The sequence below is a fragment of the Rhizobacter sp. Root1238 genome, assembly GCF_001425825.1.
Classification (GTDB): Bacteria; Pseudomonadota; Gammaproteobacteria; order Burkholderiales; family Burkholderiaceae_C; genus Rhizobacter.
This window is the reverse complement of sequence record NZ_LMDM01000014.1, coordinates 98,872-120,282: the sequence shown is the minus strand read 5'-3', so window position 1 is coordinate 120,282 and position 21,411 is coordinate 98,872. Positions and strand designations below refer to the sequence as shown.

18 protein-coding genes are annotated in these 21,411 nt (G+C 66.9%); all 18 read right to left on the bottom strand.

Features of this window, described 5'->3' with window-relative positions; all coding sequences use genetic code 11:
- Positions 1-171 precede the first annotated feature (171 nt).
- The 18 genes from ASC98_RS13290 to mmsA all read right to left on the bottom strand — a co-directional run bounded on the left by ASC98_RS13290 (position 172) and on the right by mmsA (position 21,371).
- Entirely contained in the window at positions 172-2,634 is a 2,463-nt protein-coding gene (locus ASC98_RS13290; RefSeq protein WP_056812751.1) for a tetratricopeptide repeat protein, read from the bottom strand.
- A 12-nt stretch (positions 2,635-2,646) separates the two neighbouring features.
- Entirely contained in the window at positions 2,647-3,423 is a 777-nt protein-coding gene (locus ASC98_RS13285; protein ID WP_056812754.1) for an MBL fold metallo-hydrolase, read from the bottom strand.
- A gap of 175 nt (positions 3,424-3,598) precedes the next feature.
- On the bottom strand, positions 3,599-4,267 hold the full coding sequence (locus ASC98_RS13280) for an FHA domain-containing protein (protein ID WP_056812758.1): 669 nt from the start codon (positions 4,265-4,267) through the stop codon (positions 3,599-3,601).
- Positions 4,268-4,368: 101 nt separating this feature from the next.
- A complete protein-coding gene (locus ASC98_RS13275; protein WP_047501166.1) occupies positions 4,369-5,151 on the bottom strand; it encodes a Stp1/IreP family PP2C-type Ser/Thr phosphatase in 783 nt (260 codons plus the stop codon).
- A gap of 48 nt (positions 5,152-5,199) precedes the next feature.
- Complete coding sequence (locus ASC98_RS32345; RefSeq protein WP_082542165.1) at positions 5,200-6,489, bottom strand: serine/threonine-protein kinase; 1,290 nt, start codon at positions 6,487-6,489, stop codon at positions 5,200-5,202.
- 81 nt (positions 6,490-6,570) lie between these two features.
- Positions 6,571-7,278: a TerC family protein gene (locus tag ASC98_RS13265; protein ID WP_056812761.1), complete on the bottom strand. Its 708-nt coding sequence runs from the start codon at positions 7,276-7,278 to the stop codon at positions 6,571-6,573.
- A 167-nt stretch (positions 7,279-7,445) separates the two neighbouring features.
- The gene (gene sucD, locus ASC98_RS13260; protein WP_056812764.1) at positions 7,446-8,339 is read right to left on the bottom strand and encodes a succinate--CoA ligase subunit alpha; all 894 of its coding nucleotides are present in this window, start codon (positions 8,337-8,339) and stop codon (positions 7,446-7,448) included.
- Between the two features lie 30 nt (positions 8,340-8,369).
- Positions 8,370-9,533, bottom strand: a complete 1,164-nt coding sequence (gene sucC / locus ASC98_RS13255) for an ADP-forming succinate--CoA ligase subunit beta (RefSeq protein ID WP_056812767.1) — start codon at positions 9,531-9,533, stop codon at positions 8,370-8,372.
- A 32-nt stretch (positions 9,534-9,565) separates the two neighbouring features.
- Positions 9,566-10,153 carry a DUF2889 domain-containing protein gene (locus ASC98_RS13250; RefSeq protein ID WP_056812770.1) on the bottom strand — a complete coding sequence of 196 codons (588 nt, stop codon included), beginning with the start codon at positions 10,151-10,153 and terminating at the stop codon, positions 9,566-9,568.
- A 121-nt stretch (positions 10,154-10,274) separates the two neighbouring features.
- Positions 10,275-11,039 (bottom strand): ATP-binding cassette domain-containing protein, encoded by a 765-nt coding sequence (locus tag ASC98_RS13245; protein WP_056812773.1) that lies wholly within the window; start codon positions 11,037-11,039, stop codon positions 10,275-10,277.
- Positions 11,039-12,169: a sugar ABC transporter permease gene (locus ASC98_RS13240; RefSeq protein WP_056812783.1), complete on the bottom strand. Its 1,131-nt coding sequence runs from the start codon at positions 12,167-12,169 to the stop codon at positions 11,039-11,041. Before ASC98_RS13240 ends, ASC98_RS13245 begins: the two co-directional genes overlap by 1 nt.
- Before the next feature lie 68 nt (positions 12,170-12,237).
- The gene (gene xylF, locus ASC98_RS13235) at positions 12,238-13,272 is read right to left on the bottom strand and encodes a D-xylose ABC transporter substrate-binding protein (RefSeq protein WP_056812774.1); all 1,035 of its coding nucleotides are present in this window, start codon (positions 13,270-13,272) and stop codon (positions 12,238-12,240) included.
- Between the two features lie 149 nt (positions 13,273-13,421).
- A complete protein-coding gene (locus tag ASC98_RS13230; RefSeq protein WP_056820012.1) occupies positions 13,422-14,660 on the bottom strand; it encodes a carbohydrate porin in 1,239 nt (412 codons plus the stop codon).
- Positions 14,661-14,895: 235 nt separating this feature from the next.
- A complete protein-coding gene (gene yjfF / locus ASC98_RS13225; protein ID WP_056807810.1) occupies positions 14,896-15,915 on the bottom strand; it encodes a galactofuranose ABC transporter, permease protein YjfF in 1,020 nt (339 codons plus the stop codon).
- On the bottom strand, positions 15,912-16,952 hold the full coding sequence (locus tag ASC98_RS13220) for an ABC transporter permease (protein WP_056807808.1): 1,041 nt from the start codon (positions 16,950-16,952) through the stop codon (positions 15,912-15,914). The genes yjfF and ASC98_RS13220 overlap by 4 nt, the downstream gene beginning before the upstream one ends.
- Positions 16,949-18,469 carry a sugar ABC transporter ATP-binding protein gene (locus tag ASC98_RS13215; protein ID WP_056807805.1) on the bottom strand — a complete coding sequence of 507 codons (1,521 nt, stop codon included), beginning with the start codon at positions 18,467-18,469 and terminating at the stop codon, positions 16,949-16,951. The genes ASC98_RS13220 and ASC98_RS13215 overlap by 4 nt, the downstream gene beginning before the upstream one ends.
- A 114-nt stretch (positions 18,470-18,583) precedes the next feature.
- Positions 18,584-19,780, bottom strand: a complete 1,197-nt coding sequence (gene mmsB, locus ASC98_RS13210; RefSeq protein WP_056807803.1) for a multiple monosaccharide ABC transporter permease — start codon at positions 19,778-19,780, stop codon at positions 18,584-18,586.
- Positions 19,770-21,371: a multiple monosaccharide ABC transporter ATP-binding protein gene (gene mmsA / locus ASC98_RS13205; protein ID WP_082541755.1), complete on the bottom strand. Its 1,602-nt coding sequence runs from the start codon at positions 21,369-21,371 to the stop codon at positions 19,770-19,772. The genes mmsB and mmsA overlap by 11 nt, the downstream gene beginning before the upstream one ends.
- Between the last annotated feature and the right edge of the window lie 40 nt (positions 21,372-21,411).

Below are 21,411 nucleotides of genomic sequence, written 5' to 3'. Positions count from 1 at the left end.
GAGGAAAGAGACGGAACTGCCGCTCGCTCTACTCATTTGCAGCGTTCATGCCAAGTCGAATCACCCCCCTAGAACGGTATTGCTTGGCGCTTTGCAGGAGCATCCGACACGGATGCGACGAAACCTGTCATTCGCTGCCGCTTTCTTTGCTTCGGCGAGCGACGATTTGCGTCATGACGACCGGGTTTCCGCAGAGGCCGCGGCCCCTTGTCGCCAGATCTCCGCCACAGCTTCTTCGAAGTTGCGTGCAAACCGACGCACGTCGAACAAGGCCGTGCCTGCCAATCGGCCGCGCACGCCCTCGCGCCATGCCGCCAGTGCCGGCATGTCCGAGGCCAGCAGCGCAGCCTTGCACACGAAATCGGCGCGATCGGTCGCCACCCATTGCGGCAGCCCTGCAGCACGCATCAAGGCCTCCCCCTGGCGGGAGATCATGGTGTCTCCCGACAGCGTGAGCGTCGGCACCCCCATCCACAGCGCCTCGCACGTGGTCGTACCGCCTGTATACGGGAACGTGTCAAGGACGATGTCGACTTCACTGTAGGCCTGGAGGTAGACGTCCCGCGGAACCGGGCCGCGAAGGGTGACGCGGTCGGATGCGATGCCGACGCGGGCCAATCGGGCGAGGGTCTGTTCGACCGCCTTGGCGCGGCCAGTCTGAACACTCTGAATCAACAGACGCGCATCGGGCAAGCGCGCGAACACCTCGCCCCACAGTGCCAGCACCTCATCGGTGATCTTCGGCAGGCGCTGGAAGCATCCGAAGGTGATGTGACCGCGCTGCAACGCGGGCAGTGGTGCAACCGGCGGAGCGGCATCGGTGGCCGGCGGCGTGAAGCACAAGCGGGTTTGTGGCAGACGCCAGATCCGCTCGCTGAACTGGTGCTCATCGCCGATCGGCACACAGCCCTCGTCGGCGAGCACGTAGTCGATCTCGGACACGCCCGTGCTGGCCCAGTATCCCAGCCAGCTGAGTTGGACCGGCGCCGCACGCCTCGCAAACACGGCGAGGCGATTCTCGGCGGTGTGACCGGCCAGGTCGATCAGGATGTCAACCTCGTCAGCACGAATCCTGCGGGCTGCAGCGTCATCGCCCAGCCCTCTCAGCTGCACCCATTGGCCGAAGCGCGGCTTGATCCGTGCCGTCAAGGCGTCTTCCTGGCCCACGGTCGAGTACGCAATGAGCTCCAGCTTGCTGGGCTCCAGGTGCTGAATGATTCCCTCAATGAACAAGCCGACAGGGTGGGTGCGCAGGTCGCCGGACACGAATCCCACGCGAAGAGGCTGCCCGGAAGCCAGGTTGCGGCGGACCGGAGGATCCTCGGGCGGACGCGCGAGCTTCGCATCGAAACGGCGCGCCTCGGCCAGGTATTCCTGCGTCGAGGCGTGGCCGGTGGATGCCAGGTACACGAGCAGGTTGCTGTGGGGCATGAGGAAGTCGGGGCGCTTCGCCAGCACATCGCGGTACGCCGCAATCGCCTGTTCGGTCGCCCCCGTGTCGCCCAACGCGCTTGCCAGGTTGCAATGGACGCTCAGGTTGTCGGGGCTCAGCCGGATCGCCTCGTGGTAGTGATCGATTGCCTCGTCGGTGTTGCCGAGCTTGGCCAGCGTGATCCCCAGATTGCCATGGAGCTCGTGCGACGGCTTGATTGCCAAGCCCTGTTTGTAGACATCGACGGCCTCTCCGGACTGCCCGTTGTGGTCCAGCGCCATCCCCAGGTTGACGTAGCCACCGGGAAGGTCCGGACGCAGCGAAATGGCACGCCGATAGTGCTCGATGGCCTGCGGCAGCTTGCCCTGCTCCTGGAGCACCATGCCCATCTCATTCAGGGTGTCCGGGTTCTTCGGATCCAGCTGAAGCGCCCGACGAAATGCCTCCTCCGACTCGGCAAGGCGGCCTTGCGCCTTGCGCGTCATGCCCCATTTGGCATGCGCATCGGCGAACGTGGGGTCGAGCTTCAAGGCCTGCTCGTAGCTGGCGATGGCTTCTTCGTACAGACCCTTGATCCGCAAAGTACTGCCGATATTGGCAATGACCTGAACATGGTCCGGGCGAAGTTCGAGTGCGCGGCGGTAGTGTTCGACGGCCGCATCCGGTTGCCCCTCGGTCACGCACACGTTGCCGAGATAGTGATGGAAGTCCGCGTTCGACGGATGCAGCGTCATCGCCTCTTCGATGGCCGCACGCGCTTGCACCAGATCGCCCTTCAGCGCAAGCATTCGGCAAAGGTCGATCCGCGCCGCCTCGAAATCCGGCCGCAGGGCCAATGCGGCGCGTACATGTTCGACCGCGCCCTCGAAATCGGGCAGAGTTTCCAGCGCGCCAGCCAGCATGTATCGCGCATCGAGCGATTCCGGATCCAGCGACACCGCCAGCCGCAAATGGTCGAGCGCAGCGACCCCTTCGCCGACTTGCTGCAGTGTGTAGGCCAGATTCACGTGGTGAGACGCGACACCGGGCTCTCTTGCCACCGCCTCCCGGAACTGCTGCGACGCTGCCAGCATCTGGCCCGACCTCAGCAACTCAACGCCGCGCTGGGACGGGCCCGCCGCCTCATGGTCAACCAGCTCGCGTTCCGGTTTCACCGCCGCGATGGCGCGTTGCGGCCTGCGCAGCCAGTCAAAGAATCCCATAAGCCCTTCGAATCAACCCACGTCGATCACGTCGCCCGCGACAAGCATGCGAATCCGGTGGATGGTATCAAGGCGGCCTATTTCGCTCATCACGGCGTCCGTCTCGCCAGGCTTGATGTGGGTGATGTGGATGTCGACGCTGTGCTTCAGCGAGGCCAGCTCATCCCCGAGCGCGGTCGGGCACAGGTGCCGACTGATGCGCGCGAGCTGTCGCTCGTCGTCGCTGAAGGCGGTCTCGATCACCAGGTGCGCCACCTTCAGCTGCGCCAGCCGCTCCCACAGCAACGGGTTGGGCCCCGTGTCGCCGGTGTAGATCCACCAGCCATCGGCGCCCTTCAGCCCGAAGCCAACCGCCGGCACCGTGTGGGCCGCGCTCAGCACCTCGAAGGTCTTGCCGCCCAGCATCAGTTGCTGGCCGATCTCGAACGGCCGCAGCTGCATCACCGGCTGCTCGCGGCTCGGCAGGCGCGTGAAGTCGGGCCAGATCACGCCATTGAAGATGTGCTGGCGCAGCGCTTCCAGCGTCTGCGGCAGCGCATGCACCTGGATCGCCGGCCGGCCGGCAGCCATGCGCCTGCGCATCACGCTGTCGGCCAGCAGCCCGATCGACAGGATGTGGTCGAGGTGCGAGTGGCTGATCAGGATGTGATCGATGCCCGTCAGCTCATCGAGCGACAGGTCGCCCACGCCGGTGCCCGCATCGACGAGCACATCGTGATCGACCAGGAAGGCGGTGGTCCGGCTGCCTGCGGCAATGGCCCCGGAGCACCCGAGGACGCGGATTTTCATGGCGGTGGCAGGAGGCGCGCGACTCAGGCACGCCAGCAGGACAGAACGCTGAATGCTGACTGCGACCGCCCGGTGATGCAAGGTGCGAAGCCGCAATCGGGCCCACCTTGAACACCTCGATACCCGGCATTCGCGATCGACGTGAATTGCTTCACGCCGGCCGGGCTACAGTTTCTCAGGCCTGCACGAACTGCATCTGCGTGCCGGCGAGTTCGATCACGTCGCCGTTCTTCAGCGGCAGCGTGTCGCTGGCCAGCGGGTTGCCGTTGATGGTCGGGCGCGTGGCGCCTTCGACGTGGGCGAACACATAACCGCCCGGACGCTTCGTGATCGACGCGACCTGCACGCCGGGCTTGCCGACGGTCGTGACCACCTTGGTGAGCGCGACCTCGCGGCCGGCGGCAGCACCGTTCAGCACCTTGATGGTCGCCGGGTTCGACGATGCGCCCAGCCCGCCGAAGCCGGAGGCCGGCGCCAGCGTCTGCGCGAAGCCCTGGGCAGAAGGCACCGGCGCGGCGCCGGGCTTCAGGATCATCGTCTTCTCGTAGTCGGTCCCGTCCTCGACCAGGTACTTGATCTTGTACTTGCCGATCTCGACGGTGTCGTTGTGCGCCAGCAGCTGCTTCTTGACGGCCTTGCCGTTGATGTACGTGCCGTTGGTGCTGTTCAGGTCTTCGATGAACACATCGGAGCCGACCATCTGGAGCACCGCGTGCTCACCGCTGACGGCCAGGTTGTCGATCACGATGTCGTTGTAGGGCCGCCGGCCAAGGGTCGTCTTGTCCTTGGTGATCTGCACTTCCTTGATCACGACTCCGTCGAGCGATACGACCAACTTGCCCATGCTTGACCTCTAGTCTCTCTTGTATGTCTGGGCTCCGAACCAGGACCCCGTGCAATGTGCTGGCAATTTCAGCGCCGGCAAAACTTCAACGCCCGAACGCTTCAACGCCTGAACGGCCACCAGGACCGCGGCGCGATGCTCTGGCCCCGTACCCGAACCAGGACCACCGCGATATTATCCTTTCCACCCGCATCATTGGCCGCGTCAATCAGCGCCGCGCCTGCCTCGTCCAGCGAGTCGTGTGCCTGCAACACCTGGCCGATGCTTTCATCGTCCAGCATGTCAGACAGCCCGTCGGAGCAGAGTAAGTAGATGTCTCCGGGCATCAGGTCGTGCAGGTGGGTCTCCAGCAGCACGGTGTCTTCGACGCCGACCGCGCGCGTCACCAGATTCTTGTTGGCGGAGAAGGCAGCCTGTTCCGGCGTGATCAGCCCGGAATCGATCTGTTCCTGCAGCAGCGAATGGTCGTGCGTGATCTGCTGCAGGCGCCCGGCGCGAAAGCGGTAGCCGCGCGAATCGCCGACGTGACCCATCAGCAGCCGGCCGTCGCGGAAGGCGCCGACCACCAGCGTGGTGCCCATGCCGGCGTACTGCGGGTTCGAATTGGCCGCATTGAAGATCGCGCGGTTCGCGTTGTCCACGCAGATGTCCATCGCCCGGCGCACGTCGGTGTCGGACGCGTTGCCCGACGCTTCCTGCAGCCAGCGGCCCAGTTCGGTCTTGATGAACGAGGTGGCCATGCCGCTGGCGACCTCGCCGGCGTTGTAGCCGCCCATGCCGTCGGCCAGCACGACCAGCGCCGAAGCCTCGTGCACGGCGACCGAATCCTCGTTGTTGTTGCGCGCTCGGCCGGTGTCCGTGGCACTGAAGAATTCAAGCGACATGGCGGTGGCGGACACGGGCAGAGTCATCGAACCTTCAAACCGAGGGGGTCAGGAATTGTGCCTTGGATCGGCACGGTCGAACTTCACGGTCTCCGTGAATCCGCTGGAATCGGGGGGTGGCGATCCTACGGCCGGCGGCGGCGCCAGCGCGGCGGCGTCCATCAACGACGCGATCTGCCGCAGGTCGGAGGCCATCTGCCGTCCATCGGCATAGCGCACCTCGGGCCGCTTCTCGACCGCGAGCGTCACCACGTCGGCCAGCATTTCCGGCAGCTCCGGGCGCAGCGTGCGCACGTCAGGCGCCGGCTCGTTGGCGATCTGGTGCATCAGCGTGGCCATCGATTCCGAGCGGTGCGGCAGCATCCCGGTCAGCAGCTGGAACAGCATCACGCCGAGCGAATACAGGTCGCTGCGCCCGTCGACGCGCAGGCCGGCCATCTGCTCGGGCGACATGAACGACGGCGTCCCGAGGACCATGCCGGTGCGCGTGCGGCTCGAATCGGAGATCCGCGCGATGCCGAAATCGGTGACCTTCACCAGGTCGCGCGACAGGTCGACCATCACGTTGGCCGGCTTGATGTCGCGGTGCACCACGCCCTGGCTGTGCGCGTAGGCCAGCGCCTCGGCCACGCGCGCAACGACGCGCAGCACCTGCGGCACCGGCAGCAGCCGCCCGGGCTGGCTGTGGCGCAGCAGGTCTTCGCCCTTCAGGTATTCCATCGCGATGTAGGCGAGTTCCTGGTCTTCGCCGGCGTCGTAGATCGTCACGATGTCGGGATGCTGCAGCCGGCCTGCCGTTTCGGCCTCGCGGAAGAAGCGGCGCCGCGCCTCTTCCAGCTCGTCGCCGGCGAACTCCTGGCTCAGCGCCATCGTCTTGATCGCGACCAGGCGGCCGATCTTGCTGTCGCGGCCGAGGTAGACCGCGCCCATCGCACCGCGACCCAGCTCGCGCTCGACGCGATAGCGGCCGAGCATGCGACCTTCGGCGCCGGGGCGGGTCGATGTCGCCGATGGATCGGGCGCGGGCAGCGCGGGGGATTCAGGATGCGGCGGTCCACGGCGCCCCGCCAGCCCACGTTCGAACCCGAGGTGCCCGGTGACGAGCGCCGCCACCGGCAGCAGCCACGGCACCCACACGGCCGCCGACAGCAGGCCCCACGCGATCAGGATCTGGACGAGCGCCAGCGCTCCGCTGGCGAGGCGCCCCCGGCCGGCATCGAGCCGCGGCAGCACCAGCAACACGTGCACGAGCACCGCGGTCAGCAGCAAGGCGACGGCGGCCGCCGTCGACGCGGCGTTGAAGGAGGGATCGGGGGGAACGAGGCCGCCGCTGAACATGGAGCGGGCACCATATCACAGGCGCCACGGGCGAACGGGCTCACGCCGGCGCTGGCTCCAGGCCGCGCGGGCCCGCCGCCGTCATTCGGCTGCGCCGCCCTTCGCCGCCTTGCCGCGTTTCTGCAGCCACAGCCCGACCACCACCACCAGCACCGCGCAGATGCCGCCGACGATGAAGTCGGCTTCCGGCACGTTGGCGTGGAACCAGTCGCGGGAGAACGGGTCGCTGACGAACATCTCGCCGGCCAGGAAGCCCAGCAGCGCCGCCCCCAGCGTGATGATGATCGGGAAGCGGTCCATGATCTTCATCAGCAGCGTGCTGCCGGCGATGATCAGCGGGATCGACAGCGCAAGCCCGACGATCAGCAGCGTCAACCGCGCACCCTCGGGCGCCCGGTCGGCGGCGCCGGCCACCGCCAGCACGTTGTCGACGCTCATCACCAGGTCGGCAACCAGGATCGTGCGGATCGCCGCCCCCATGGTGCCGTGCGACTTGACCTCGCCGTCGTCCTCCGAATCGACGAGCAGCTGCACGCCGATCCACAGCAGCAGCACGCCGCCGATCACCTTCAGGTAGGGCAGCTGCAGCAGCTGCACCGCGACGATGGTCAGCACGATCCGCATCACGATCGCGGCGGCGCTGCCCCAGAAGATGGCCTTCTTCTGCTGCTCCTGCGGCAACGATCGGGCGGCCATCGCGATGACCACCGCGTTGTCGCCCGACAGCAGGATGTTGGCGGCGATGATGGCGCCGAAGGCGCCCCACAGGGCTCCTGACGTGAAGTCCATGGGTGTGGATCCTCCTGGTTGTTGTGTTCGATGATTGCGGAAACCGAGGCCGGCATTGTCTGCCGGCCGGCCGGCGCCCGGCTTCTGTAGTTTCCACAGGCGCCGTCGTCCCGCCGAAAAAAAAGCCGCCTGCAAAGGCGGCCCCTGGGGCGTCGAGCCCGGCTTGCTTAGAGCAGGCCCTTCAGCAGTTTGCCCATTTCCGACGGGTTGCGCGTCACGGTGAAGCCGCAGGCTTCCATGATCTCCAGCTTGGCATCGGCCGTGTCGGCACCGCCCGAGATCAGCGCGCCCGCATGGCCCATGCGCTTGCCGGGGGGCGCGGTGACGCCGGCGATGAAGCCGACGATCGGCTTCTTCATGTGGTCCTTGCACCAGCGGGCGGCGTCGGCCTCGTCCGGTCCGCCGATCTCGCCGATCATGATGACCGCATCGGTCTCGGGATCGTCGTTGAACATGCGCATCACGTCGATGTGCTTCAGCCCGTTGATCGGGTCGCCGCCGATGCCGACCGCGCTCGACTGGCCGAGGCCGATCTCGGTCAGCTGCGCGACCGCTTCATACGTCAGCGTGCCCGAGCGCGAGACCACGCCGATGCGGCCGCGGCGGTGGATGTGGCCCGGCATGATGCCGATCTTGATCTCGTCGGGCGTGATCAGGCCGGGGCAGTTCGGGCCGAGCAGCAGCGTCTGCTTGCCGCCCTTGGCTTCCTTCTGCTTCATCTTGTTGCGCACTTCCAGCATGTCCTTCACGGGGATGCCTTCGGTGATGCAGATGGCCAGGTCGAGGTCGGCCTCGACGGCTTCCCAGATGGCCGCGGCGGCGCCGGCCGGCGGCACGTAGATCACGCTGACGGTGGCGCCGGTGCTGGCGGCCGCGTCCTTGACGTTCGCGAAGATCGGGATGCCTTCGAAGTCTTCACCGGCCTTCTTCGGGTTCACGCCGGCGACGAAGCAGTTCTTGCCGTTCGCGTAGTCACGGCACATGCGGGTGTGGAACTGGCCCGTCTTGCCGGTGATGCCCTGCGTGATGACCTTGGTGTCTTTGTTGATCAGGATGCTCATGGAATTTCCTTGGAGGGTCGTCGCGCGAGTTCAGGCCTTGAGGGCGCCCATGACCTTCTGGGCCGCTTCGGCCATCGAGTCGGCACTGATGATGGGCAGGCCGCTGTCGGCCAGCATCTTCTTGCCCAGGTCTTCGTTCGTGCCCTTCATGCGCACGACCAGCGGCACCGACAGGTTGACCGCCTTGCACGCGGCGATCACGCCTTCGGCAATGGTGTCGCAGCGCATGATGCCGCCGAAGATGTTGACGAGGATCGCCTTCACCTTGGGGTTCTTCAGCATGATCTTGAAGGCCTCGGTGACCTTCTCGGCCGTCGCGCCGCCGCCGACGTCCAGGAAGTTGGCCGGCTCGCCGCCGAACAGCTTGATGGTGTCCATCGTCGCCATCGCGAGGCCGGCGCCGTTGACCAGGCAGCCGATGTTGCCGTCGAGCTGGATGTAGGCGAGGTCGAACTTGCTGGCCTCGATCTCGGCCGGATCCTCTTCGTCGAGGTCGCGGTAGGCGGTGATCTCGGGGTGGCGGAACAGCGCGTTCGAATCGAAGTTGAACTTCGCGTCGAGCGCCTTGATGTTGCCGTTGCCTTCGAGGATCAGCGGGTTGATCTCGGCCAGCGACGCGTCGGTGCTCATGTAGCAGCCGTACAGCTTCTTGAACACGTCGACGGCCTGGGCCTGCGAGGCTTCGGGCACGCCGATGCCCTTCGCGAGCTCGTAGCCTTGCGCGTCGGTCATGCCGGTCAGCGGGTCGATGAAGACCTTCAGGATCTTGTCGGGCGTGTTGTGGGCCACCTCTTCGATGTCCATGCCGCCTTCGCTGCTGGCCATCATCGCGACCTTCTGCGTCGCGCGGTCGGTGACGGCGGCAACGTAGTATTCCTTCTTGATGTCGGCGCCTTCCTCGATCAGCAGGCGACGCACCTTCTGGCCTTCGGGGCCGGTCTGGTGGGTTTTCAACTGCATGCCGAGGATCTCGCCGGACAGCTTCTTCACGTCGTCGAGCGAGCGCGCGAGCTTGACGCCGCCGCCCTTGCCGCGACCGCCGGCATGGATCTGCGCCTTCACGACCCAGACCGGGCCGCCCAGCTTCTGGGCCGCCTCGGAGGCTTCCAGCACGCTGAATGCCGGGTAGCCCTTCGGCACCGGGACACCGGCCTGGCGCAGGATTTCCTTGCCTTGGTACTCATGGATTTTCATCGCGGACTCTCTCGCTCAGTTTCTAAAAATGTTCAACGGGCAGGCCCGTCGATGGGAGTGCCTGGCACAGGCAATGCTCGGTACCAGCGGGGGTAGAAGGTGCGCACCACCGGCCCGTCGGTGCGCAGCGCATGGCAGCGGTCAAGCTGGAACGGCTGGCGGCCGGACGCATTGTCCTCCCGCGTGTCCAGCACCTCGCCGGCAAAGGCCTGCACGACCGCGGTCGGCAGCACCTGGGTCATCTCGGTCAGGTGGGTGCAGCCCAGCACGCCGCCGAGCCGCTCGCGCACCGCGGCGCGAAAGCCCTGCAGCAGGTTCAGGCCGACCAGCGTGCCATAGGCATCGCCGAGGTCGTCGCAGTGGCCGGGGTACGGCATCCAGCGGGTTTCGGAGCCGGCCTCGAGGATGTTGAAGGCCTCGTCGATCACCAGCCGCAGCAGCATGTCGTGGATCGGGTCGCCGGCATGGCGGACCTGGCCGGCCAGCGTGGCGTCGCGGGTCTTGATGTCGCTCAGGTGGGCGTCGACTTCCCACAGGCCGTTGCCGCGCGCATAGACGCGCACGTCGATGCTGCGTCGATGCTTGAGCTGACGCTCGGGCGCGGCGGTGGGCAAGGCCATCAGGTTGGGTTTCAGGGTGGTTACAGCCGCGGACGAGCCGAGAGGCGTCGGTCCGCGCGGGCCCTAGGGCAAACCCCCGAAATGTAGCATCCCGCACCGCAACAAGCGGCCGGGCGGGTCGTCAAACCGGTGCGAATGCCTGCGTTTTGCCCGCCGGTTGCTTGCCGAGGATGATCATGCCGAGCACCTCGTCCTCGGTGACGTCGCTGGTGCGGTAGGTGCCGACCAGCTTGCCGTTCTTCATCACCGCGAGCCGGTCGCTGAGCTCGAACACGTCGGGCATGTCGTGGCTGATCAGGAAGATGCCGACGCCCTCGGCCTTCAGCTGGCGCACCAGGTTGCCGACCATGCGCGTCTCCTCGGGCCCAAGCGCGGCGCAGGGTTCGTCCATCACCAGGATGCGCGCATTGAAGTAGATCGCCCGCGAGATCGCGACCACCTGCCGCTGCCCGCCCGACAGCCTGCGCACCGGCGTGCGGATGTTGGTGAAGTTCTTGTTCAGGCGCTGGAAGACCTGCCGGGCCTGCACCTCCATGAAGTGGTCGTCCAGCGTGCGCCAGGGCGTCAGCTTCTCGCGGCCGAGGAACAGGTTGGCCACCGAATCGAGGTTGTCGGCCAGCGCGAGCGTCTGGTAGATCGTCTCGATGCCGTGCGACTGCGCCTCGGCCGGCGTGCGGATCTGCACCTTCTTGCCGCCGATGCGGGTCTCGCCGCTGTCGATCGGGTAGGCGCCGGCCAGCATCTTCATCAGCGTGGACTTGCCGGCCCCGTTGTGGCCGAGCAGCGCGACCACCTCGCCCGGGTACAGCGTCAGGTTGACGCCCTCGACGGCGCGCACGCCGCCGAAGGCCTTGTGGATGTCGACCAGTTCGACCAGGGGTTCCATCAGCTTTCCTGCACGTAGCGGCGGTACAGCACGTCGAACACGACGGCCACGATCAGCACCTGTCCGATGATCACCATGCGCTTGCCGATCGGCACGTCGAGCAGCAGCATGCCGCTGTCGAGCGACTGCATGATCAGCGCGCCCAGCACCGAGCCGAGGATCGAGCCGCTGCCGCCGGACAAGGCGGTGCCGCCGATCACCGCGGCGGCGATCACGTAGAGCTCCATGCCGCTGCCCAGCGAGTTGGTGCCGGCGTTCAACCGGGCCACCGACACGATCGCGGCCACCGTGATCAGCACGCCCAGCAGCGCGAACAGCATCAACGTGACGCGCCGCACCGGGATGCCGACCAGCGCGGCCGCATCGGGGTTGCCGCCCATCGCGAACACATAGCGGCCGAAGCGGGTGCGGTGCACGATGAACGACAGCGTGCCGGCCACCACGCCCCAGATCAGCACCGGCACCGGGATGCCTTGCGCCTCGGTCTTCGACGAGATCCGGTAGGCCGACATCACCGCCACGAAGCCGAGCAGCAGCGCGATCGTCAGCCCGGCCAGCAGCCCGTCGACCCACAGCGGCTGCAGCGCCATGCCGTGGCGCTGCTTGGCGCGCCGGCGCAGCAGCATGCGCACGACCAGTGCCGCGCTCAGCAGCCCACCCAGCACCCAGCTCGGGCCGACGCCGATCGCCCCGTCGTAGCCGCCGCCGAGGTTGACGAAGAAGTCGTCGCTGACCGGCTGCGTCTTGCCGTCGGCGACCAGGAAGGCCGCGCCGCGGAACGACATCAGCCCGCCCAGCGTCACGACGAACGACGGCACGCCGAGCACCGCCGTCAGTCCGCCCTGGTACACCGACACCAGCAGCGCGACCGCGAGGCCCGCCAGGCACGAGGCCTGCCACGACCAGCCGGCGGTGTACTGCAGGTACGCGATCAGCACGCCGACGAAACCCATCGTCGAGCCAACCGACAGGTCGATGTGGCGCGCGACGATCACCAGCACCATCACCGTCGAGACGATGCCGACCACCGCCGTCTGCTGCGCGATGTTGTAGAGGTTCTCCGGCGACAGGAAGATGCCGCCGGACATCGCGTGGAACACCACCGACATCACGGCGAGCACCAGCCCCATCAGCACCAGCCGCCAGTCGACGGCGGCGTGGCGCAGGTGCTTGATCAGGGAGGGCTGGATCAGCGAACTCACTTGCAGGCCGAGGGCACCTTGTCGCCCGTCACGCCCTTGCACAGCTCGTCCTTCTTGATCCAGCCGGCCTTGACGACGACGTCGAGGTTGTCGCGCGTGATCGCGACCGGCGCCAGGAAGCGCGACTGCAGCGCGATCTTCTTCTCGCCGCCGTTCCAGCTGACGGCCTTCTCGGGCGACTTGCCGCTGCCGAGCGCCACCGCCGCGCTGGCCGCTTCACGGCCCAGGTCGCGCGCGTCCTTCCAGACCGACACCGTCTGCGAGCCGGCGGCCACGCGGTTCAGCGCGGCGAAGTCGCCGTCCTGGCCCGACACCGGGATGCCCTTGATGCCCTTGCCGGTGAGTGCAGCCACCACGCCGCCGGCGGTGCCGTCGTTCGACGCGACGACCGCATCGATCTTGCCGCCGTTCTTCGTGATGATCTGTTCCATGTTCTTCTGCGCGACCTCGGGCTTCCAGCCGTCGGTGTACTCCTCGCCGACGATCTTGATATCGCCCTTCTTGACGGCCGCGTCGATCACCTCCTGCTGGCCTTCGCGCAGGAAGTTCGCGTTCGGGTCGGTCGGCGAGCCCTTGATCATCACGTAGTTGCCCTTGGGCTGGGCCTTGTAGACGGCACGCGCCTGCAGGCGGCCGACCTCCTTGTTGTCGAAGGTGATGTAGAACACGCCCGGCGCCTCGATCAGCCGGTCATAGGCCACCACCGGCACCTTCTGCTTCGCGGCCTTGTTGACGGCCGGCAGGATCGCGTCCTTGTCCATCGCCAGCACGATCAGCACCTTGGCGCCCTTGGACATCAGGCCCTCGATGTCGGCCAGCTGCTTCTCGGGCGAGCCGCCGGCATCGGCGCTGACGTACTTGGCGCCGAGCTTCTCGAGCTGGGCCTTGATGGCCGCCTCGTCGGTCTTCCAGCGCTCTTCCTGGAAGTTCGACCAGCTGACGCCGACGGTGAGTTGCGCCTGCGCAGCGCTGCTGAGGCCGCCGAAGGCGAGCGCGAAGGCGACGGCGCCCAGGGTGTGCTTGATCTGCATGTCTCTCTCCAGTCTTGTGGGGTGCATCACTTCGATCGCCGATGGGTACGAGTTCGACCACATCGACATAGTTTGAGTGACGAACGAAATGTCGCTTCAGACGGTTTTGGCGTCATCGGGACAAGCCCTGAGTCGGCCGCGCCGAGGGTTCACCGACATGAAAAAAGGGCCCCGCAGGGCCCTTCGAAAGGAGTCGTCAGCCGGTACCGGATCAGAACCAGATTTCCGCTTGAGCACCATAGGAGGTGCCCTTGGTCTTGCCGTCGGCGTTGCCGGTCAGGCCGTTGGGGCCGGTGGCGGCGTTGGCCGCGCTGTTCCACTTCGCGGTGGTSACGGTTCCAGAAGCCCGGGCCGGTCGCCAGCGTCGGCGCGAAGGTGAACTTCGCCAGCTTCTGCGTGTCGGTGGCGTCCGGCTTCTTCTGCACGTACGCGGCTTCGGCCACCAGCTTGAAGTTCTTGGTCAGCGCGTACGAGCCGCGCCCGCCCACCGACACCGACTTCACGTTGGTCGTGTTGCCCAGGCCGTCGTCCAGCTTGTCGTGCTGGAACATCACCATGCCCTGCCCGCCGAACGGGCCGACCTGCCAGCCCGGGCTCTCAACGATGCGGTAGCTCTTGTTGCCCGAGTTCGCACCCAGGTTGCCGAAGTTGCCGTTCAGCCCGGCCGAGCCCTGCGCGTACTGCACCCACAGGATGTTGGTGCCGCCCAGCCCCAGYGCGTTGTCCTGGTTGTGCTGCGCGGTCARCCCGAAGCCGTTCTTGCCGTCGGTGAAGTCGCCCTTCGTGATCGTGCCCACGATGCGCAGCTTGCCGCCCGGGTTCACCACCAGCTCCGAGAAGTCCACGTTCACGCGCGAGCCCGGCTTGGTCGAGTCGGCGCTGTCCGAGCGGAACGCCGCCACCGCCAGCTTGCCGCCACCGACGTCCATGCTGTCCGCACCGGCGCCCACGCCCGACAGGTTCACGAAGAACGTGTCGACGATGTGCACGTCCGCACGGCCGTAGAAGCGCTTGCCGATCCAGAAGTTCGTGTTCGGCGCAATGTCGTAGCCCTTGCCCTCGACGTACATCTGGTTGATGCCCAGCTTGCTGTGGTCCAGCGACTGGTTCGTCGCCGGCTGCCCGCTCAGGCCGCGGTCCACCGCACCGGTGTCGGTGCCGTTGCTGTACAGGTTGGTCATCAGCGCGGCCTTGTATTCCACGCCATCGGCCTTGAAGCCCTGGCTCAGCAGGAACTCGCCGTAGAAGTCGCACTCGTTGCCGAGCCGGTACTTCATGCCTTCTCCGCCCAGTCCGTAGCACGCGCGCGACGAGTCCTTCGACGTCGCGCCCGGGCCGGTGCGGAAGTAGCCGCCCCAATCGACGGCTTGTGCAGAGGTGGCGCTCAACAGGTCCGTAGCACGCGCGCGACGAGTCCTTCGACGTCGCGCCCGGGCCGGTGCGGAAGTAGCCGCCCCAATCGACGGCTTGTGCAGAGGTGGCGCTCAACACGCTGGCTGCGGCGGCAGCCAGGGCGAGCACGGTCTGGCGGTGGGGGAATGTCTTCACGGATGGTCTCCTTGGTTTTTGATGCACAGGGGAAACACAGGGCCTGGGGGAGCCCTGTCGGGGGAACGGGGAGCGTCAGCCGCGCTTGCGGCTCGATTCGAAGATGCGTTGCAGCAGGCAGAACACGAACAGCAGCCCGCCGATCACGATGCGGGTCCACCATGAGCTCAGGCTGCCGTCGAACATGATCAGCGTCTGGATGATCCCGAGCATCAGCACGCCGAACAGCGTGCCCAGCACGTAGCCGACGCCGCCGGTCAGCAGCGTGCCGCCGATCACCACCGCCGCGATCGCGTCCAGCTCCAGCCCGACCGCGTGCAGGCCATAGCCCGACAGCATGTAGAAGGTGAACACCACGCCGGCCAGCGCCGAGCAGAATCCGCTGACGGTGTAGACGCCGATCAGCGTGCTGCGCACCGGCAGGCCCATCAGCACCGCCGAATGCTCGTTGCCGCCGATCGCGTAGACCGTGCGGCCGAACTGCGTGTAGTGCGCGACGAACACCGCGAGCAGCACCACGGCGACTGCAATGATTGCGCTGACCGACAGCTCGGCGCCTTCCCACAGCGGCACGCGCAGCTGCGACAGCGCGGTGTAGAACGGGTTCGTGATGCTGATCGAATCGATGCTGATCAGGTAGCACAACCCGCGCGCGAGGAACATGCCGGCCAGCGTCACGATGAAGGGCTGCAGCCGGAAGCGCTGGATCAGCACGCCCTGCAGCGCGCCGAAGCCGATGCCCATCAGCAGCACCAGCGGGATCACCACCGCCGGGCTCCAGCCGTGCTTCTCGACCAGCGACGCCGACACCATCGTCGTCAGCGCGATCACCGAGCCCACCGACAGGTCGATGCCGCCCGACAGGATCACGAAGGTCATGCCGACTGCGACGATGCACAGGAAGGCGTTGTCGATCAGCAGGTTCAGGAACACCTGGGCCGAGAAGAAGCCGGTGTAGAGCACCGAGCCGAGGATCGCCATCACGACGAACAGCGAGATCGTCGCCGCCAGCGGGATGAACTTCGGGTCGAAGCGCAGGCGCCTCGACGCAGCGGCGGCCGGCATCGGCGCCATCGGTTGCACCTGCGCATTCATGCCCGTCCTCCCACCGCGGGCCGCTGCACCAGCGCGCGCAGGCTCTGGCGGAACTCCGGCGACTGCAGCAGCATCACCGCGAACACCACGCCGGCCTTGACGACCAGGTTGACCTCGGGCGGCACGCCCAGCGAGTAGATGGCATAGGTGAGCGTCTGGATGATCAGCGCGCCGATCACGCTGCCGGCCAGGCTGAAGCGGCCGCCGGTCAGCGCGGTGCCGCCCAGCGTCACCGCGAGGATCGCGTCCAGCTCCATCAGCTGGCCGGCGTTGTTGCCGTCGGCGCTCTTGACGTTCGAGCTGACGATCAGCCCGGCCGCGCCGGCGCACAGCCCGCAGAAGGCGTACACCCACACCGTGATGCGGCGCGCGCGCACGCCGGCGACCCGCGCGGCCGACGGGTTCACGCCGACCGCCTGGATGAACAGCCCGAGCGCGGTGCGCGTGGTCACCCACCACAGCAGCACGAACACCGCCGCCGCGATGAACAGCGAGAACGGCAGCCCGAGCAGGTAGCCGCTGCCGAGGAAGAAATACGGTCCGTAGTAGATCGTGATGATTTGCCCGCCGGTGATCAGCTGCGCGATGCCGCGCCCGGCCACCATCAGGATCAGCGTCGCGATGATCGGCTGCATGCCGACGCGCGCGACCAGCACGCCGTTCCACACCCCGCACACCAGCGCGACGCCGAGCGCGCCGGCAACCGCCGCCCACATCGGGAAGCGGCTCGCATGCGTGGCCACGCCGTCGACGATGACCAGCGAGCCGCCGATCATCCAGGCCGCGATCGCCGCGGCGATCGCCACCACCGCGCCGACCGAGATGTCGATGCCGCGCGTGGCGATGACCAGCGTCATGCCGAGCGACACCAGCATCAGCGGTGCTGCGCGGTTCAGGATGTCGACCAGGCTACCGTACAGGTGGCCGTCGCGCCATTCCAGGTGCAGGAAGCTGCTGTTGAACGCCGCGTTCAGCACCAGCAGCAGCAGCAGCGTGACCAGCGGCCACGCCAGGCGATGTTTGAAGAGACTGCTCATGCCTGCGCCGCAATCACGTGGTAGACCGCCTGCTCGCTGCTGCCGGCCGGCAGCTCGGCGACCTTGCGGCGATCGCGCAGCACCGCGATGCGGTGCGAGACGCGGACGACCTCGCTCATCTCCGACGAGATGAACAGCACCGACATGCCCTGCTGGGCGAGCCGCAGGATCTCTTCCATGATCTCCTGCTTGGCTGCGACGTCGATGCCGCGCGTCGGCTCGTCGAGGATCAGGAGCCGCGGCTCGGTCGCGAGCCAGCGCGCGAGCATCGCCTTCTGCTGGTTGCCGCCCGACAGCAGCCCGATCGGCGTGTCGATGCTGGCGGTCTTGATGCCCAGCGCCTTCACGAAGCGCTCGGCCATCTCGGCCTGCTGCTCGCGCGACAGCGTCTTCGCGAGGCCATGGCGGGCCTGCAGCGCGAGCGCGATGTTCTCGCGCACCGACAGCTCGGCGACGATGCCGTCGGTCTTGCGGTCTTCGGGGCACAGGCCGATGCCGTGGCGCACCGCGTCGGCCGGGCTGTGCAGCTGCACCGGCTGGCCGTCGACCTGCAGCGTGCCCTGGTCGTTCGCGGCCAGGCCGAACAGCAAGCGCGCGAGCTCGGTGCGGCCGGAGCCGAGCAGGCCGCCCAGCCCCAGCACCTCGCCGGGATACAGGTCGAGGTCGACCGGCTGCAGCTGGCCTTGCTGGCCGAGGCCCTGGGCCCGTAGCAGCGGCTGGCCGTCGTGCGGGCGGGCGCTCGGCACGACCTCCGACTGGCTGGCCAGCTCGCGGCCGATCATCGCGGTGATCAACGCCGGCGCGTTCAGCTCGGCGACCGGCTTCTCGCAGACGAACTCGCCGTTGCGCAGCACCGTGATGCGGTCCGAGATCGCGTAGACCTGCTCGAGGAAGTGGGTCACGAACAGGATCGCGAGGCCCTCGCCGCGCAGCTGGCGCAGCACCGCGAACAGCCGCTTGACCTCGTCTTCGTCGAGGCTGGAGGTTGGTTCGTCGAGGATCAGCACCTTGGCCTCGACGCTCAGCGCGCGGGCGATCGAGACCATCTGCTGCACGGCCACCGAGTACGTCGCCAGGCCGCGCGTCACGTCGATGTCGAGGTTCAGCCGCGTCAGCAGCTCGCGCGCCTGCGCGTTCATGCGCGGCCAGTCGATGCGCCAGCCGCCGCGCGCGCCCTTGCGCGGGTAGCGCCCGGCGAAGATGTTCTCGGCCACCGACAGGTTGGTGCAGAGGTTCACTTCCTGATAGACGGTGCTGATGCCCAGCTGCTGCGCCTGCTGCGGCGTGGTCGGCCGGATCGCGGCACCGGCCAGCGTGAACTCGCCGGCATCGGGCGGATGCACGCCGGTCAGCACCTTGATCAGCGTCGACTTGCCGGCGCCGTTCTGGCCCATCAGCGCATGCACTTCGCCGGGGAACAGCCGCAGGCCGACGTCGCTGAGCGCGCGCACGCCGAGGAACTGCTTGCTGACGCCACGCAGTTCGAGGACAGGAGCGACATCGGGCTTCACGGTCATGTCAGGGTTCTCGTTTCAGTACCCAGCGAACGCCGTGGAACCGGCTTTGCCGGGCCACTGGCGTTGCCCCCTCGAGGGGGTGGCGCGAAGCGCCTCCGGGGGTGGGCACATCAATCAGGCCTTGTTCTTGTTGTAGACGTCGAGGAACACGGCCGCGAGCAGCACCAGGCCCTTGATGACCTGCTGGTAGTCGATGCCGATGCCCATGATCGACATGCCGTTGTTCATCACGCCCATCACGAACGCACCGATCACCGCGCCCATCACCTTGCCGACGCCGCCCGAGGCCGATGCGCCGCCGATGAAGCAGGCCGCGATCACGTCAAGCTCGAAGCCGACGCCGGCCTTCGGCGTCGCGGTGTTCAGCCGCGCGGCGAACACCAGCCCGGCCAGCGCCGCCAGCACGCCCATGTTGACGAAGGTGTAGAACGACAGCCGCTCGGTCTTGATGCCCGACAGCTTGGCGGCCTTCTCGTTGCCGCCGAGCGCGTAGATGCGCCGGCCGATCGTGCTGCGCCGGGTGACGAAGTCGTACGCCACCATCAACAGCACCATGATGATCAGCACGTTCGGCAGCCCGCGGTACGAGGCCAGCAGGTAGCTGAAGAACAGGATCACCGCGGCGAACGCCGCCGTCTTCGCGAGGAAGAACGGGTACGGCTCTTCTTCCATGCCGTGGCGCGTCTGCGCGATGCGCCCGCGCACCTTCAGCACCACCATCACCAGCACCGTGATCACGCCCAGCAGCAGCGAGGTCAGCCGCAGCTCGGCACCGGCGAACAGGTCGGGGATGAAGCCCGAGCTCAGGCGCTGGAACTCGACCGGGAACGGCCCGACCGACTGGCCTTCCAGCAGCGCGAGCGCCAATCCCTTGAACACCAGCATGCCGGCCAGCGTGACGATGAACGACGGGATGCGGAAGTACGCGACGAACCAGCCCTGCGCGGCGCCGATCAGCCCGCCCACCAGCATGCAGCCGAGGATGGTCCAGATCCAGTGGATCTCGTGGTTCACCATCATCACCGCGGCCAGCGCGCCGATGAAGCCGGCCACCGAGCCGACCGACAGGTCGATGTGCCCGGCCACGATCACCAGCAGCATGCCCAGCGCCATGATGACGATGTAGCTGTTCTGCAGCACCAGGTTGGTCAGGTTCAGCGGCTTCAGCAGCGTGCCGTCGGTCAGGTACTGGAACAGTCCCATGATCGCGACCAGCGACAGCAGCATGCCGTACTCGCGCACGTTGTTCTTCAGGAAGCCGCGGTACTCCTTGGGCGGCACGGGGGCCGCCGCGGCGATGTCAGTTGCCATGATTCGTCTCTCCGGCCAGGGGGCCGTGTTCAGTGTCCAGCTTCGGGGGGGCGTCCATGCCGTCGTGCGAGCCGGCCCGCATGATGGCGCGCATGATCCGCTCCTGCGACGCCTCGGCCGCCGGGAATTCGCCGACGAAGCGGCCTTCGTTCATCACGTAGATGCGGTCGCACATGCCCAGCAGCTCGGGCATCTCCGACGAGATCATCAGGATGCATTTGCCCTCGGCCGCCAGCGCGTCGATGATGGTGTAGATCTCGTACTTGGCGCCGACGTCGATGCCGCGCGTCGGCTCGTCGAGGATCAGCAGCTCGGGTTGCGAGAACAGCCACTTGCTCAGCACCACCTTCTGCTGGTTGCCGCCCGACAGGTTCACCACCGGCTGGTAGACGCTGGCCGAGCGGGTGTTCAGCCGCTTGCGGAAATCGCTCGCCACCGTGAACTCGCGGCCGTCGTCGATCACGCCGTGGCGCGACACCGCCGGCAGGTTCGCGAGCGTGGTGTTCTTCTTGATGTCCTCGCCGAGCACCAGGCCCAGGCCCTTGCGGTCCTCGGTGACATAGGCGATTCGGTGGGCGATCGCCTTCTGCACCGTCGAGGTGTCGATCGCCTCGCCGTGCATGCGCACCTCGCCGCTGATGCGCTGGCCGTACGAGCGGCCGAACACGCTCATCGCGAGCTCGGTGCGCCCGGCGCCCATCAGCCCGGCGATGCCGACGATCTCGCCGCGCCGCACGTTCAGGTTCACGCCCTTCACGACCAGCCGGTCGGCGTGCACCTGGTGGTGCACCTTCCAGTCGCGCACCTCGAACACGGTGTCGCCGATCTTCGGCGTGCGCTTCGGGTAGCGGTCGGCCATCTCGCGGCCGACCATGTTGCGGATGATGCGGTCCTCGCTGATCGCCTCGGCACGGCAGTCCATCGTCTCGACGGTGGCGCCGTCGCGCAGCACGGTGATCGAATCGGCGACCTTCGAGACCTCGTTCAGCTTGTGCGAGATCAGGATCGCCGAGATGCCCTGCGCCTTCAGCGCGAGCAGCAGCTCGAGCAGCGCATTGCTGTCGCTTTCGTTCAGGCTCGCGGTCGGCTCGTCGAGGATCAGCAGCTTGACCTCCTTCGACAAGGCCTTCGCGATCTCGATCAGCTGCTGCTTGCCGACGCCCAGGTTGGTGATCAGCGTCGACGGCGATTCCTTCAGCCCGACCTTCTCCAGCAGCTCCTGCGTGCGGCGGTGCGACTCGAACCAGTCGATCACGCCCAGCTTCGCGCGTTCGTTGCCGAGGAAGATGTTCTCGGCGATCGACAGCAGCGGCACCAGCGCGAGTTCCTGGTGGATGATGATGATCCCGAGTTTTTCGCTGTCGGAGATGCCGGCGAACTTGCGCAGCTCGCCCTGGTAATGGATCTCGCCGGTGTAGGAGTCATGCGGATAGACGCCGCTCAACACCTTCATCAGCGTCGATTTGCCGGCGCCGTTCTCGCCGACCACCGCATGGATCTCGCCCTGGCGCACGACGAGGTTGACGTCGTTCAGGGCGGTCACGCCGTGGAATTTCTTGGTGATGCCGCGCATCTCCAGGATGGCTTCCATCCTTGGTCCTCTGGATCGTTCCGACTGCAAAAAAGGGTTC